The sequence below is a fragment of the uncultured Alteromonas sp. genome (assembly GCF_963976965.1).
Taxonomy (GTDB): Bacteria; Pseudomonadota; Gammaproteobacteria; order Enterobacterales; family Alteromonadaceae; genus Alteromonas; species Alteromonas naphthalenivorans.
In genome coordinates this window covers 323,856-339,494 of record NZ_CAXBMP010000001.1, presented here as the reverse complement: position 1 = coordinate 339,494, position 15,639 = coordinate 323,856, and the positions used below count along the sequence as shown (strand labels likewise).

Genomic DNA, 15,639 nt, shown 5'->3' with positions numbered 1-15,639 from the left:
TAGCGTACCTGCATTCTTACAATCTTAACGGCTGGGTACAACAGCTTGTTATGAACATAATTAACATGAATGGAATCACTTCACCCCATAACAAAGTGAACATTGAGCAAGATGTGGATAACCCGTGCGTATCATGAGGATAAAAGCGTTGAAAAAAAATCAGAAACTCCGACCAGTAAAAAGCCTATGATTTTTCAGAAGTTATTATCATTTTATTTAGATTAAGGGGTCTGTAAAATAAATTTCACAATGTTTAGTTTATAAAATGAACAAATATGGACTATAGTTATTGTCCGTCTGAAAGAATTTGCATGCACTTCTCCCTTGCAATAGTTAGCGCACGGCTCAGCAATGAGCCATTCCCCTATGCCCAGAACCTATGTTCTGGGCATTTTTTATGGGACAGGTATAACTTCCTTTGACCAAACGCTCTGCAATAAAGCGCTGAAATGAAGCGCAGGAATACAACGACATAATGGAAGTGGCAAGAATAATAGCGGTTAGCGGTTATTCCTACATAAGACATGATAATTTGGCTTGCGCATACTGATTAAACTTCAGAAAGGTGCTTATTGTAATGCGTGGCATTATGCGCATAGTGCGCTGCAGATGCTTGAAGCTTTTCCTCTACACTGCTATCGAACTGCTTTACCACTTTTCCCGGTGATCCCACCACTAAGCTGTAGTCTGGAATTTCCATATTTTCGGTAATTAACGTATTAGCGCCAATAATGCAGTACTTGCCAATTTTCGCGCCATTTAACACCACCGCGTTGATACCAATTAAGGAGTAGTCACCTACGGTGCAGCCATGCAACATGACTTTGTGACCCACGGTTACGCCTTTACCTAACGTTAGAGGAATGCCCGAGTCGGTATGAAGCACACTACCATCTTGTACGTTCGTGAGCTCCCCTACCGTAATCGCATCCATATCTGCGCGAATGACCACATTAAACCATACACTGCTATGGGGCTTTAATATCACGTTGCCAATAACATGTGCGCCGGGGGCAACATAACTGGTGCTATCACACTTGGGCGTTAACGTATCAAGAGAATATTGCATAAGCGTTCCTTGTTAATATTTTTATAGTTGGCTCAAAATACAGTGTTGATATGTTGTTAGTCGACATCGACTTGTCGCATTAAGCCTTCTTGCGTAGCAGAGGCTACCAGCTCACCTTGTTGAGTGAAAATCTGACCTCTCACCAAACCTCTTGCTCCGCCACTAAACGGACTTTCCATTACATATAATAACCATTCATTCATATTAACGGGGCGGTGAAACCACATCGCATGATCGATAGTCGCAATACGTAGTGATTTGTCGGTGACTGAAATTCCGTGAGGCTGTAGTGACGTGCTTAAAAAGTGGTAATCAGAAGCATACGCTAATGCCGCTTGTTGCAGTGTAATCTCTGGAGCAAGCTCATTCCTTGCTTTCATCCAAATATAGCGTTTAGCCGGTTGGCGATTAGACTGATAGGAATTCGCCGCACCAATAGTACGGATATCTACCGGGCGATGATAACTTAATGCTTCTCGCATAGGACGGGCAATTTTGTCGAAGTTCTTTTCATAAAACTCGATATCAGACTGCACTTCTTGTGGCGGTGGTACGTCAGGCATATCCGCTTGCTGGTGATGCATTCCTTCTTCTGGCACTTGGAACGATGCTGTCATGTAAAAGATGTTTCGACCATCTTGAATTGCTTTTACTCTTCGGGCAGAAAAGCTACGACCATCTCGCACTACTTCTACATCGTAGACCACAGGTTTCTTTGCATCGCCGGGTAGCAAAAAGTAAGTATGGAACGAATGGGCAACACGGTCTTTGTCTACCGTTTCATAAGCCGCAGCTAACGCCTGCCCCAAAACTTGACCACCAAATAATGCGCGAAAGCCTAAATCCCAACTTTGTCCGCGATACAAACCCGCTTCAACAGTTTCTAATTCAAATAACGAAGATAATTTAACCTCAGGCATGCTTTTCTTTCTCTTGTTGCTCAGCGTTCGGGTTTCTTGGGTAGTATTTTTCAGGTAAATACGCCCTATGCTCAAAAAATCGCGTGTCTTTATAGGGTAACTTCATAAAGCCTGAAATGCCTAGCCCTTTTATTGACGGCACATGTTCAACTAACTTGGCTAATAATTCAGAAAACCTATCTTGCTCGTGATGATTGAGCAATGTGTAATAACTATGAATCTTTAAATGGGTACTTAAGGCTTCAAAGATAATACAGCCAGTGTGATGAATCGTATTCAGCTCTTTAATAATTGTAATAATAGGCTCAGGTAATTTCAAAAGCTCATCTGGATCGTCGCCATCCTCAAAGTAAGAATGGGTTCTAGATTCATCTTGTGCCACCGATGCGCGGGACAAATCAAACGGTATTACGCATTTAGATGTTGGTACAAACGCATCGTTCTCGGTTTCTCGTTCGATATGCAGCGTGTTTTTAGCGTTAAACATGCAGCATTTAAATACCCCAGGCTTATGAATAGCGCGTGCAAGGTTAATCACGTTGTTAACCGCAAGTTCGAAAGCTGTTTTTAATGCCGCGTCGTGTAGATTTAAACTGGAGTCTACATAAACGCCGTTTGGCTCCCAGCGAATTGCCATACCACCAACAACGGGATACCGGCCAAGACGACTAATTGCCGACACAAAGGCTTTTTCGGTATCGCCCATGCCTTGCAAAAAGTTTTTGTAATATCGATCGAACTGGGCATCATCGATATACCGTAATGAAGCATCTTCTAATACCGATTGCTGGCGCAAATAAGATTTTCGAGAGCTGTAAACAACGGTTTCAATGTCATCTTGCGATGGCGTAACCCACGTAGGAATACTCGGTACATACTGCAAAACGGTGTCTTTAGAAAACACCATGTGTTTTAGCACGTGCAAATTATTGAAGAAGTAATCTCCTCCTTGTTGCCTTTTCTTTGGGTCGTCACTGAGCATGTATTCTAATATGCTTGCTAGCATTTTTGGCAAGCCTAACGATGAAGGGCGAATAACCTGATGGCCATACCGACATGATTGCCCAGATGCTAAAGCATATAGCGTGCTTGCCATACCTTGCTCATCGAAGCGTGGTGATGATAACGCCCCATTTAACTGCTCTTCTCCAATAAAATAAACATCACCTAATCGGGCGTTTGTTTGGTGAAGCTCGCTAGACATCAAATCCATCACATTGTTACTGGTGTACTGACCATTTTCATCTACTTGTGCAAACACAGATGAGCCCCAATCGATAAGCCCAATGCTCTCTGTAGATTCGTCCCATACCAAGTTAGAAGGTTTAATATCGCCATGAACGATAGGTTTGGCATTGCCATTTTGCGTATGCTGCCGAAAACACTGCAACAAATCACCAAGCTGTACCGCTATTTTCACTATGATCCTTGGCGGCAGTGGCCCACGAGCCAAACTTACTTTTTCAAGATCGTCGCCAGGGGCACGGCCCATCACCAAAATAGATTGTTTACCTATTTGCTGATATTCAACCAATGCAGGCACATAAGGATGAGATACTTGAGATAGCATAAAGGCTTCTTCCTCAAGCCGTTCTTGTACATGCTGAGGAAGATTTATTCGAGAAAACTTAAAGACGTGTTCTTGAGCGATTGAGCTTTGACTAAAGCTTGAACCTGAGCCTGGGTTTTGATTGGGCGCGGTACCTGCAAATGCAAAACCAAACGCCCCTTTTCCCAATAGGGAGATATTGCGATAACCTAAACTAGCTAATTGGTCGATGCACAGTGCTACCCAATCCTTGAGCTTTTTTGCATCTGCATGTGAGAGCAGATAAATAGACTGCTCATCGGGTATATAAAAATGCGTTAACCCTTTTACCTGAGACATGCCAATTGCCTACCTCTTTTTAATGTTTACGCTTATGTGTTTTAACGCGTTTTAGGTATTCGTTTATAAGTGCGAGTCAAAGGGCCTAACCTTCTGTAGTTAGCCATGTCAATGTGTACACAGCGTTACTTCCTAATAACGGCGTGATCTCATCAAGGGCTTCACGCATACTGACATCAAGTTGCCAAGGTGGATTGATGACACATAAGCCAGAACCGTACATGCCAGCATCGGCGGTATTTTCTTCAACGGTAAGTTCAATAGTGAAACAAGGCGTACCTAGTGCCGATAACGACTGACACATCTGCTGGCTAGCCCCACTTTTAGCCCCTGCTCTCTGTGATAGTAGCGGATACCACACTACCATTTGTGCTTGCTGCCAACGTGCTAATACTTTCTTCACCGCACTGACTACATCTTGGTATTCAGAAAGCTTCTCGTAAGGCGGATCTATTAATACCGCGCCACGATTAGGTGATGGTGGCGTCAGTGCAATTAAGCCTTCGTAACCATCCCTGTGATGAACATGGCTCTGGCTATCGCCAATTTGCCACATGGCATCATCAAGCTTTTCGTGTTCAGCTGGATGTAACTCCATAAGATGCAGCACATCGATATCACGTTTCAGTTTGGCGCTAATAGCCGGTGAACCCGGGTAACATCTATCACTTAAAAACCCGTTGCATAGTGACAAATAGGATTGTAACAAAGGCGAACTTGCCGATAGGTTTGCCACTTTATCTACACCAGACTCATACTCTTTATTTTTGGATGCTAAAGCATCATCGAGCTGATAAAGCCCAGCACCACTATGTGTATCATAGAGGGTGAAAGGCTTATTTTTTTTCTTTAGATGGCTTATTACGCCCATCCAACAAAGATGTTTGATAACGTCGGCGTGGTTGCCGGCATGAAATGCATGTTGATAGCTAAGCACGATATACCATGAGTTGACGCGCAAACTGCGCAGGAAATTGTAGTTTAGCAGTCAATAATAACGCTTGGCCTAACATCCACACAAGCCCGACAACCCAGTTCCTTGCAATTAACCGCGATATAAAAAAGCTTCCCATCAATAAGCGCTTTGTAATTACATTCAAAGCACGTGTATCAAGGCACCTGTATCAAAGCACTTTGATACAGGTGTTCACATTTACATATTTATCTATCACTAGGCTATGGGCCTACCGCCCACATTAAAAATACCTATCGCTATTTCAAGTGCATTAGCATGGTTTCTGGTTCTTCGATGAAGCTAGACCAGAGATTATTGAAGCGGACCATAGTGGCACCATCAATGATGCGGTGGTCGCCAGACCAATTCACCATCATGATACTGTGCGCTTCAACGCTACCGTCAGCGGCAAAGCGAGGAAGAGTTTGCGTTTTGCCCAGCGCGACAATAGCCGCTTCTGGCTTATTAACAACCGGTGTAGCTGTAATGCCACCAATAGCGCCAATATTTGAAATGCTGATAGTGCCACCTTTAAGTGCATCACCGCTTAATTTACCTTCTCGAGCTTGCTCGATAGTGGTATGCATTTGCTGGGCAATATCAAACAAAGACAGGTGTTCTACGCCTTTAACATTTGGCACTAAAAGACCCATTTTAGCGTCAACAGCAAAGCCGATATTATGGTGATTAAAATAAGTAAGTTCAGTGCCATCTTCGTTTAATTGGCTGTTAATAATGGGAAATTCTTTTAACGCCAACGACAATGCTTTTACAAAAAATGGCATAAAGCTAAGCTTTATTCCTTTTGCTTCAAACATAGGTTTTAGCGACTGTCTTAAGGCAATTAGCTTATCCATTCTAATTTCATCGCTCACCGTAAAGTGAGGAATGGTCTTGACCGACGCCACCATTTGTTTTGCCATAGCGGCTCGAATGCCTCGTACTTTTTCGGTATAGCTTGCTTCGCTTGCTGTGTTATTCACTTCAGAGCGCAATATATCATTAGTCTCGCCCATGGCATTTGACATAGTGAAGCTTTCATCAGTGTTTGCGCTTTCGCTGGTGGCGCTAACATGGCTGACATCATGTTTTAAAATACGGCCTTTTTTGCCACTACCCGCAACGGCAAGTAAATCAATCTCGTGTTCTCTGGCAATGCGACGCACTGCAGGGCTTGCCAGAACTTTTCCAGGTATCGCGATAGGAGGCTCAAAATCCCCATCTTGCCATTTATCATTAATGGCCGCGTTCCCTTGCTCATTGGTATTATTGTTTGCAGGCGTTGCGCGATGGTTTGTATTTTCGTTTACTTTTTCTTCATTGCCTGCTTTCTTATCTGTAGCAACAGCCGTTGGGTCTTCGGCGCTATTTTGATGACTTTCGCTAGCGCTTTCATCAGTATCAAGGGCAAATAGCGGACTATGCACTTCTGCAATATCGCCTTGTTTATAATAAAGCTTATGTACCGTGCCTGAATGCTTAGCAGGAATTTCTACCACAGCCTTATCTGTCATTACTTCAACCACACTTTGGTCTTCAGCAATAACATCCCCTTCTTTCACATTCCACTTGACGATTTCGCACTCAACAATACCTTCGCCAATATCAGGTAAAATAAAATCAATATTCATATTATTGGCTCCCTTTTAATAATGTAATGAGCGCTTGATAGCTTCGTAGGTTTTAGTTTCATCAGGCATATATTCGGTTTCATGAGCAAGTGGATAAGGTGTATCTAAACCACAAACACGAGTAATAGGCGCTTCTAGATACAAAAAGCATTTTTCTTGGATAGTGGCGGCAATTTCGCTGGCGAAGCCGCCAGTGAGCGGCGCTTCATGATTAATAAGAAGTCGACCGGTTTTCATAACCGAACTGATGACTGCTTCGGCGTCCCACGGTAAAATTGAGCGCAAATCGATAATTTCACACGACACGCCATCATCTAGCGCCATTTCAGCTGCTTTCTGCAAAATCTCAATTTGTGCCCCCCACCCTAATAGGGTGATATCTGTGCCCTCTTGTACTAAATCGGCTTTACCGAGAGGCAGTTCATAATCTTCTTCAGGTACATCGGCAATAGACGCGCGATATAAACGTTTTGGCTCAAGAAACAGCACCGGGTTTTTATCACGAATAGACGCTAGAAGCAGACCTTTAGCTTGGTAAGGGTCTCGTGGAATAACCACTTTTAAACCTGCGCAGTGGGCGAAAAATGCCTCTGGCGATTGGCTGTGGTAATGACCACCCGATATACCGCCACCATATGGCGCGCGTATGGTAAGGCCGCCAACATCAAATTGGCCGCCTGAACGATAACGCCATTTGGCCGTTTCATTTACGATTTGATCGAACGCGGGGAAAATGTAATCACCGAACTGAATTTCAGCAACAGGGAAAGCGCCTTGTGATGCAAGCCCGTTTGCGAATCCAATAATGCCCTGTTCGGTAAGCGGCGTATTAAAACACCTGCCTTTGCCAAATTTTTCTTGTAGATGACTGGTAGCTCTAAATACCCCACCAAAATGGCCAACGTCTTCACCAAACACCATGACTTTTTCTTCGGCTGTCATGGCAGTAATTAACGCGTTGTTAATTGCCTGTAGTAAGTTCATTTTAGCCATTAGCGAACACTCCCAGACGTTTTAGGATATTTTTTAGGGTATTGTTTAATATGAGCTTTTAGCGAAGTAAGCTGATCTTGTAAATGCCAGGGTACACTGTCATAAACATCTTCAACTATTTCCTCTATGCCGCAAATAGGAATGGTTTCACTGACTTTCAGCGCCGCGAGCACGTCTTGACGCGCTTTATCTACCTTGGCTTTATTTTGCTTTTCATCAAACCAACCTTTATGGGTGAGCCAATTCGCCATTCGGGCGATTGGATCTTTTGCGCGCCATTTATCTTCTTCATCTCTAGAACGATAGCCCGTGGGATCGTCAGACGTAGAATGCGCAGCAAGTCGGTAAGTCATGGCTTCTATTAATACCGGGCACATTTCTGCTAACGCTATACGGCGTGCTTCCTGCGTCGCGGCGAATACCGCTAAAGGGTCATTACCATCGACCCGAATCGTTTTTACCCCATAGCCAATTCCGCGTGATGCAATACCATCACCAGCAAATTGTTCTTCTGACGGCGTTGAAATGGCATACCCATTATTACGACAGAAAAAGATAACCGGGCAATTAAGTACCGCAGCCATATTTACGCCTGCATGGAAATCCCCTTCCGAAGCTGCGCCTTCGCCAAAGTAACAAATAGTGACGGCTTCATTACCTGCCATTTTCTGCCCGTAGGCATAACCTGATGCTTGTGGTATTTGGGTTCCTAATGGAGACGATATAGTCATAAAATTCAGCGCTTTATCACCATAATGGATAGGCATCTGCCTTCCTTTATTGGGGTCAGCTTTATTACTGAACATTTGATTCATGAATTGATCAGTTGTATAGCCTCTAAAAGCAAGTGCACCCTGTTCACGGTATTGACTCATGATCATGTCATGGGGAGATAAAGCAGCTGCACTGGCAACGGCAGCGGCTTCTTCACCAGTACTTGCTAAATAAAAGCTAATTCGACCTTGGCGCTGCGCCGCCACCATTCGCTCATCGAGAATTCTGATGTATTCCATGGTGTCGTGAATTTTTAACGCCAACGTTTGGTCAAGCTCTGGAAGTTGAGCAGATTCATGCTCACTTCCATCTGGTTTGAGCAATTGCAGCATGGGAATATCAATTAACCCATTGCCAATAACTTCAACCCTGTTTGTTGTTTTAATTTTTCCGAGATGATTTCTATCTTCCACAATAATCTCCCTGCAATTTGAAGGATTCGAAAGCGAGATTGCTATGTTCACTATGCTAGTAGAAGTATGTTGGTGGCGTTGTGCTATTTCAGCAGTGCTTTATTAACTAAATATGATGAAAATTCTCAATATCTAATTTTAGTAGTATTGATATCCTAATAATCACCAAGAATGTTAAATCGATGCAAATAAAAGGATAAATATAAAATACTAAATTGTAAAAATAAGCTTAGATTAGCGTAAGAGGATGGCTGATAGGCCTTGAAATTGCGGTCATACAGTCAAATTTTCATCCTAACTTTTTAGCGAATATCAAATTAAAAAGTATGACTAAATGTAACAATATGTGTAATTCATATTAATGTTTAATATTCATTACAAAGTGAAAAAAATTGTGCTAGAAATATTATTGTCATTGTTATGACAATAAAAATTGGATCAACAAAGCCAATAAAAATAAGAAATTTCATCCATCCAGGGAAAATCCCAAAAACAGGCCGACGGAGGTTACCTGTGAATAATAAAGTGACGTTAGCTGTATCAGCTGCACTAATGTCGATGTCCATGCATTCTGCTGCAGAGCTATCATCTGCAACCGAATCGTTTTCAGTAACTGCTGATCAACTCAAAGCAGTAAAAGCGACATCGATAAACAAGTACAAGAACACTAAATCAGTTTCCACACCAAAAACACTCTACACCGCTGAGAAAGGACTCGAAAATAAAGATTACATTTACTTTGTACATCTTTCTGATGACGCAGTAGCGAGCTACGATGGTGGTGTTGAAGGTTTAGAAGCGACTAACCCCCAACTAAAAAAACAAGTTTCAGTCACACGATCTAACTCGTCTGCTAGCAAACGCTTAGACGCTTCTCTTCCAGAAGTAAAAGCATATGCCTCTTACCTTGAGAAGAAACAAGCAGAAATTATTACTAAAGCAGAGTCTGCTGTAGGTTCTTTAGAAACTGTAGCAGAATATAAATATGCACTTAACGCAATTGCGGTAAAAGTATCGCCAGCTGAGGCAGAAGCCATAGCGCGTTTGCCTGGTGTTAAAAACGTTGAACGCGATGAAGTGTATCAACTTGATACTGACACTGGCCCTATCTTAATTGGCGCTCCTGCAGTATGGGACGGCACAGCCAATGAAAGCGGCGTAGGTCGTCAAGGTGAAGGCGTAGTTGTTGCGGTACTAGATACTGGTATCAACAGTGATCACCCTTCTTTCGCTGACGTAGGTGGTGATGGTTACGATCACACTAACCCACTTGGCGCCGATGTTTACTTAGGTGAATGTGCGGTTGAAGCTGAAGTTCGTTGTAACGATAAGCTAATTGGTATTTATAGCTACCCGTCTATCTCTGACGTATACGCAGATGCCGATATCTTCCCTCAGAACGGCACTATACGTTTTGGTGAAGATTACAACGGACACGGTTCACATACTGCGAGTACTGCAGCAGGTAACGTGCTTGTCGATGTCGGTGAAGTTACGGCTGAATTTGACGTAAATGCGAGTGATGGTGTTGCAACTGGTTTTACTTTTGGTCAAATTTCAGGTGTCGCTCCTCACTCAAACATTATTTCTTATCAAGTATGTCAACCTGGTAACACTGGTGATACCTATGCAGGTTGTACTGGCGCGGCTATGGCTGCAGCGGTAGACGATGCGGTTGAATCAGGTATTGTTGATGTAATCAACTTCTCTATTTCAGGTGGTGGCTACCCTTGGAGTGGTTCGCTTAACGCAGCATGGTTGAATGCACGTAACGCGGGCATTTTTATTGCTCAATCTGCGGGTAATAGCGGCCCTGATCCAGAAACAACTGAGAAACACGCACCGTGGATTACCGTTGTTGCTGCTTCTACGCACGGTCGAAGTGTAGAGTATGATAAAGAAATCTCTTTCACTGGTGGTGCAACTGAGTTAGGTGCTATCGCTGGTAAGAGTAACTCTGGCGCGATATCTGGTTCAATCGTTTATGCAGGTGATTACACCAATGCAAACGATCCTGATGGCGATCCAGCACAATGTTTAGAGCCTTTCCCTGAAGATACTTTCGCGGGTGAAATTGTTGTTTGTGACCGTGGTGCTATTGCTCGTGTAGCTAAAGCATCTAACGTTGCAAGTGGTGGCGCTGCAGGTTTCGTTCTAGCAAACCTTGCAGATGGTGCAACATCAGTTAATAACGATGCGTATATTATCCCAGGTATCCATGTTGATGCGACGAACGGTGATATGCTGCGTTCATGGTTAGCAGAAGGTGAAGGCCATACCGCTTCAATTACTGCCTCTGAAGGCATTTTAACAGTGGACGACGACGCGGCTGATATTATGGCTGAGTTCTCTTCACGTGGTCCTAATACATCAATTAGCACACTAACACCGTCGGTAACTGCGCCGGGCGTTAGCATTTATGCTGCTTACTCTGATGAACAGTACGGTCAAGATTCTACAGGTTCTGCTCCTGCTGATTACGCCTACCTTCAAGGTACGTCTATGTCAGGTCCTCATGTTGCGGGTGCTGCTGCACTTGTACGTCATGAGAAACCATCGTGGACACCAGATCAAGTACGTTCTGCTCTTATGATGACGGCTACCACCGATGTTCTTAAAGAAGACGGTGTTACCGCAGCAGATTGGTTTGATATGGGCGCAGGTCGCATTGAAGTAGACCTAGCAGTTCAATCTGGCTTAGTTATGGATGAAACAGACGCAAATTATGCCTCTGCTGATCCAGCACTAGGTGGTGAGCCTCGTACACTTAACCTACCTTCTGTTACCGACGACAACTGTGTAGGTTCGTGCACATGGACTCGTACCGTAACAGCAACTAAAGACGGCTCTTGGTCTGTAGACGGTATGGGAATTTCAGATGGTATAGAAATTACCGTTACACCTGCTACCTTCGACCTTACTGCTGGACAATCTCAAGAGTTAACGATTGAGATTGATGCATTCCGCGCAGAAAGTGACGTTTGGTCATTTGGTCAAATCAACTTAGTTTCTGGTTCATCGCCAGACTTACACCTTCCTGTTTCAATTGTTGCATCTAACGGTAATTTACCTGATGAAATAGACTTTGAAGCACATCGTAATCAAGACTCGTACTTGCTTGAAGATGTAATGGCAGTTGAGATTACTGATCTTCAGGTTACGTCTTACGGCCTAACCAAGGCGACCAAAGTTGAAGGTATGGTTGCGCAAGATTCAGACAACAGCGATTATCTAGATGATTTAGAAGATGGTTTGCATATTACTCAAATTGAAGTACCTGAAGGTACACTTCGTTTAGTAGCTGCTACCATGGATACTACGTCGCCAGATCTAGATTTGCGTATATTGTTCGACTCAAATGCCGATGGTATACCTCAAGAAGATGAAGAAGTTGCTGTTGCCGCAACTGCTGCAACTGAAGAGTATGTAAGCGTTGAAATGCCAGAAGCAGGTAGCTACTGGGTAATTGTACAGAACTGGGCTGCATCATCTGATGAAGAAGGTTTTGAAGATAGCTTCGTATTAGCGCATGCCATGGTTGATAACCAGCCAGGTGAAGGGTTAACTATTGACGCTCCTTCAGCTATTCCTCAGTTAACTGAATTCGATGTACGCTTTACATGGGATTTAACTGACGCGGTTGAAGGTGATATCTACGTTGGTGCTGTTTCAATAGGTACTGATGCTGATAACGTTGATAACCTTGGCGTTATTCCTGTTGATATCGTTCGTGCTGAAGATGATGTTTATGTAACTGCAGAATCTGAAGAACGTGTTCTACCAGGTGAAGAAGCAACTTTCTATGTAAACGTACTTCCAAACTTTACTACGGAAGACCGTGACTATGAAATTTCACTGACGCTACCAGATAACGTTACGTTAGTTGAAGGTTCACTGTCTCATGATGGTGTTGCTACTGAAAATACGCTTTCTTGGTCTATTACCCAAGAATCGCTACTTGGTGCTACTCCATCTTACGCAATTACCACTAATGCTACTGACGCATTCTGTGCTAACCCTGACTTCGGTCAAGGCGGTGGATACATCGACCTAGCCGGTTTTGGTATTGGTATAGATGATACATTGGATGGGGATACAGTAGACGGAACTTATTCACTTCCTGCTTACTTCCTAGGCACAATGTATAGTGCAGTTACAGTTACTGATGATGGTTTTGTAACATTAGGTACTGCTATCTCGTCGCCTTGGGTTAACCAAGGGCTTCCAGATGTTGCAGATCCAAATGGTGTTCTTGCTCCGCTATGGCGCGACCAAGAATTTGACGTTGCTAACGGCGTAGGCGTTTCTGTCGCTACTGCAGGTGCTGCGTATACCATCATTGAATGGGATAACATGAGATTCTGGGGTCTTAGCGAAGATTTCGCTGATATTGCAGATTACCAAATTGTTTTCTTCAATGAGCCATCTGAAGGTCAGCCAAACATCGTATTCTCATACGATAACGTGACGCACGACCTTGGTAGTATCTTGCCTGTGACTATTGGTTACGAAGATATTGATGGCGCTACGGGTCAAGCTCCTTACTACACGCCTTACAGCCAAGACTTCTTTGATGCTAACTTTGATGCTGAAATTACATCTGGTACGCAAATCTGTATGTATCTTGATGACGTTGATAGCAGCCCTACTCAATTAGCTTACACCGTTATGGTAAATGCTGATGACGCTGGTGGTGCTATTCAAATGATGGCCATGTCTGAAGTGACTAACATTCCTGGTGCAGCATCTGCAGTATCTGAAACTTACGAAGGTTTACAAGTTGAAGGTCCTCCAGTTGTAACTATCGACGGCATGACAGTGGCAACACTAGAAGTGGTTGAATTAATGGAGTTGAACTTACCTGGCCTAGTAGAAGAGCCTAATGGCGACGCTGTCGACATTACTTGGAAGCAAGTTGAAGGACCAGCAGCTATCATTGCAGGTGCGGGCATAGAAGAAGCTATCCTAGTTGCTCCAGAAGTAACGGAAGATACGCTAATTGTGCTTGAGCTTACTGCTACTGATAGTAACGGTAATACTTCAATGGCAACCGCTAATGTAACGATAAAAGATAACTTACCACCTGTTATCAACATCACGGCTCCGTTTACTGTTGAAGAAGGTGAGTCAATCACTGTTTCTGCTACAGCAACAGATCCAGAAGGTGATGACGTTACATTTACCATCAATGACATCCCAGGCTCAAGTCTAACGACTACAGCGCCTAATACGAATAGCACTATTGCTGTTACGTTTGAAGTGGTTGCATTTGATGGCTTAAATACAACAACAGAAACAGTAACCGTAAGCGTTACTGATAAGAGCGGTGGTTCAATGGGTTGGTTAACATTGCTACTTGTTCCAGTTGTGTATTTACGTAGACGTAAAATGAAATAAGCGATATCGCCTAGATATTACTTAAACGTAAAAGGCCGCTGTTAAGCGGCCTTTTTTATATCTGAAGAATTGTTGAGTATTGCTAGCTATTGTTAAACCTACCTAGCGTTATATCTAGTCAACTACGCTTTTATTATTCTTCATCTGATAATCTCGACAACGTACTATCTAAACGTTTGTTCGGTTGAACCCCCATTTCTCTGAACTTCTCTACTTGCCGGACTAAATTTCCACGCCCACTTGAGAGCTTATTCATTGCTGCATCATAACTGCCATGGGCGGTATCTAGTGCTTTACCAATCTTTTCAATATCAGAGACAAAGCCTACAAATTTATCGTATAGCTTTCCTGCTTGTTCTGCGATGAGTTGCGCGTTTTGGTTCTGGTACTCGTATTGCCAAATATTATTGATGGTACGAAGTGCCACAAGCAAATTGGTGGGGCTAACTAACATAATATTATGATTAAGCGCGAGTGAAACAAGATCCGGCTCTTCTTCAATGGCCAATAGAAAGGCTGGCTCGATAGGAATGAACAGTAAAACATAATCTAACGTGCGCAGCCCTTTTAGCGACTGATATTCCTTGGCGCCTAGCCCTTTAATATGGCCTTTGATTGAAGCGACGTGTGCACTGAGATACTGTTTGCGGCTGGCGTCATCGTCGCAATTAAAATATTGCTCGTACGCCGCTAAGCTTACCTTGGAATCGATTATCACGTCTTTGTCATTCGGTAAATGCACCACAACATCGGGTTGCAATCGCCTACCCTGTTCAGATTGTGCCGACACTTGGGTTTCAAACTCATGGCCTTCTCGAAGTCCAGATTCTTTGAGTATACGCTCTAAAATAACTTCGCCCCAATTACCTTGCTTTTTGTTATCACCTTTAAGTGCATTGGTTAAAGCGGATGCTTCTTCGGTTATGCGCTGGTTCAATGCCTTTAAACTTAAAATTTCCGTTTTTAGTGACGCTCGCTCTTGCCCTTCACGAATGTGTTGTTCTGAAATTTGTCGTTTAAACCCATCTAATTGGGATTTAAAGGGCGCCAATACCGCTTCAATATTATGTTTACTTTGGGTTTGATAGGTTGCACTTTTCTCATCAAAAATTTTATTCGCTAAGTTTTCAAACTGGGTTTGTAAGCGTTGTTCTGACGAATGCATTAACGCAAGCTTTTCTTCATGATTCTGCATAAGCGCATCAAGCCTAGCCTTTTGCGCCTCGTATTGCGCCTGCAACTTACTGTACTCTTTTTGCAGCACGCCTAATGCTTCACTAAGTTGATGTTTCTCAGCTAGCACCTGCTCATACTGACGTGATTTTTCAACCAGCATGCCCATACGCTCTTGGGTTTCATTGTAGGTCTGCTGCTGCGCAAGTAACGCATCATTTTTTTCGGCAATGTTCTTGTGAGCCTTATTCAGTGTTCTACGGGTCGCTATTAGCAAAATAAGAAAAATTAACGCCAGTAAAAAAAAGCCAGCATTCAAATATTGGGGGGACAAATCAGATAAGGAATACATAAATACACACGCACTGTTAATTTATACAGCACTATAAACAAAAACAGGTGCCAATGGCACCTGTTTTAAACACA

Annotated in this window: 9 protein-coding genes; 1 reads left to right on the top strand and 8 read right to left on the bottom strand. The window is 43.2% G+C overall.

Annotated features, from left to right (window positions below; all coding sequences use genetic code 11):
- Nucleotides 1-550 precede the first annotated feature (550 nt).
- From AAC006_RS01485 to AAC006_RS01455, 7 genes are all read right to left on the bottom strand, one after another.
- Nucleotides 551-1,069: a gamma carbonic anhydrase family protein gene (locus AAC006_RS01485; RefSeq protein ID WP_013784065.1), complete on the bottom strand. Its 519-nt coding sequence runs from the start codon at nucleotides 1,067-1,069 to the stop codon at nucleotides 551-553.
- A gap of 56 nt (nucleotides 1,070-1,125) precedes the next feature.
- Nucleotides 1,126-1,989 carry an acyl-CoA thioesterase II gene (locus AAC006_RS01480; protein ID WP_013784064.1) on the bottom strand — a complete coding sequence of 288 codons (864 nt, stop codon included), beginning with the start codon at nucleotides 1,987-1,989 and terminating at the stop codon, nucleotides 1,126-1,128.
- Nucleotides 1,982-3,877, bottom strand: coding sequence for a phosphotransferase (locus AAC006_RS01475; RefSeq protein ID WP_013784063.1), 1,896 nt, complete (start codon nucleotides 3,875-3,877; stop codon nucleotides 1,982-1,984). Before AAC006_RS01475 ends, AAC006_RS01480 begins: the two co-directional genes overlap by 8 nt.
- A gap of 85 nt (nucleotides 3,878-3,962) precedes the next feature.
- Complete coding sequence (gene rlmJ, locus AAC006_RS01470; RefSeq protein ID WP_126872280.1) at nucleotides 3,963-4,814, bottom strand: 23S rRNA (adenine(2030)-N(6))-methyltransferase RlmJ; 852 nt, start codon at nucleotides 4,812-4,814, stop codon at nucleotides 3,963-3,965.
- Nucleotides 4,815-5,089: 275 nt separating this feature from the next.
- Entirely contained in the window at nucleotides 5,090-6,463 is a 1,374-nt protein-coding gene (locus AAC006_RS01465) for a 2-oxo acid dehydrogenase subunit E2 (protein ID WP_339890561.1), read from the bottom strand.
- A 15-nt stretch (nucleotides 6,464-6,478) separates the two neighbouring features.
- On the bottom strand, nucleotides 6,479-7,456 hold the full coding sequence (locus tag AAC006_RS01460) for a transketolase C-terminal domain-containing protein (protein ID WP_339890559.1): 978 nt from the start codon (nucleotides 7,454-7,456) through the stop codon (nucleotides 6,479-6,481).
- Nucleotides 7,456-8,643 (bottom strand): thiamine pyrophosphate-dependent dehydrogenase E1 component subunit alpha, encoded by a 1,188-nt coding sequence (locus tag AAC006_RS01455; RefSeq protein ID WP_339890557.1) that lies wholly within the window; start codon nucleotides 8,641-8,643, stop codon nucleotides 7,456-7,458. Before AAC006_RS01455 ends, AAC006_RS01460 begins: the two co-directional genes overlap by 1 nt.
- A gap of 513 nt (nucleotides 8,644-9,156) precedes the next feature.
- Between AAC006_RS01455 and AAC006_RS01450 the strand changes: the two genes are divergently transcribed.
- Nucleotides 9,157-14,040: a S8 family serine peptidase gene (locus tag AAC006_RS01450; RefSeq protein ID WP_338454191.1), complete on the top strand. Its 4,884-nt coding sequence runs from the start codon at nucleotides 9,157-9,159 to the stop codon at nucleotides 14,038-14,040.
- Between the two features lie 133 nt (nucleotides 14,041-14,173).
- On the opposite strand, the gene rmuC is transcribed toward AAC006_RS01450, so the two are convergent.
- On the bottom strand, nucleotides 14,174-15,565 hold the full coding sequence (gene rmuC, locus AAC006_RS01445) for a DNA recombination protein RmuC (RefSeq protein WP_339890555.1): 1,392 nt from the start codon (nucleotides 15,563-15,565) through the stop codon (nucleotides 14,174-14,176).
- Nucleotides 15,566-15,639 lie beyond the last annotated feature (74 nt).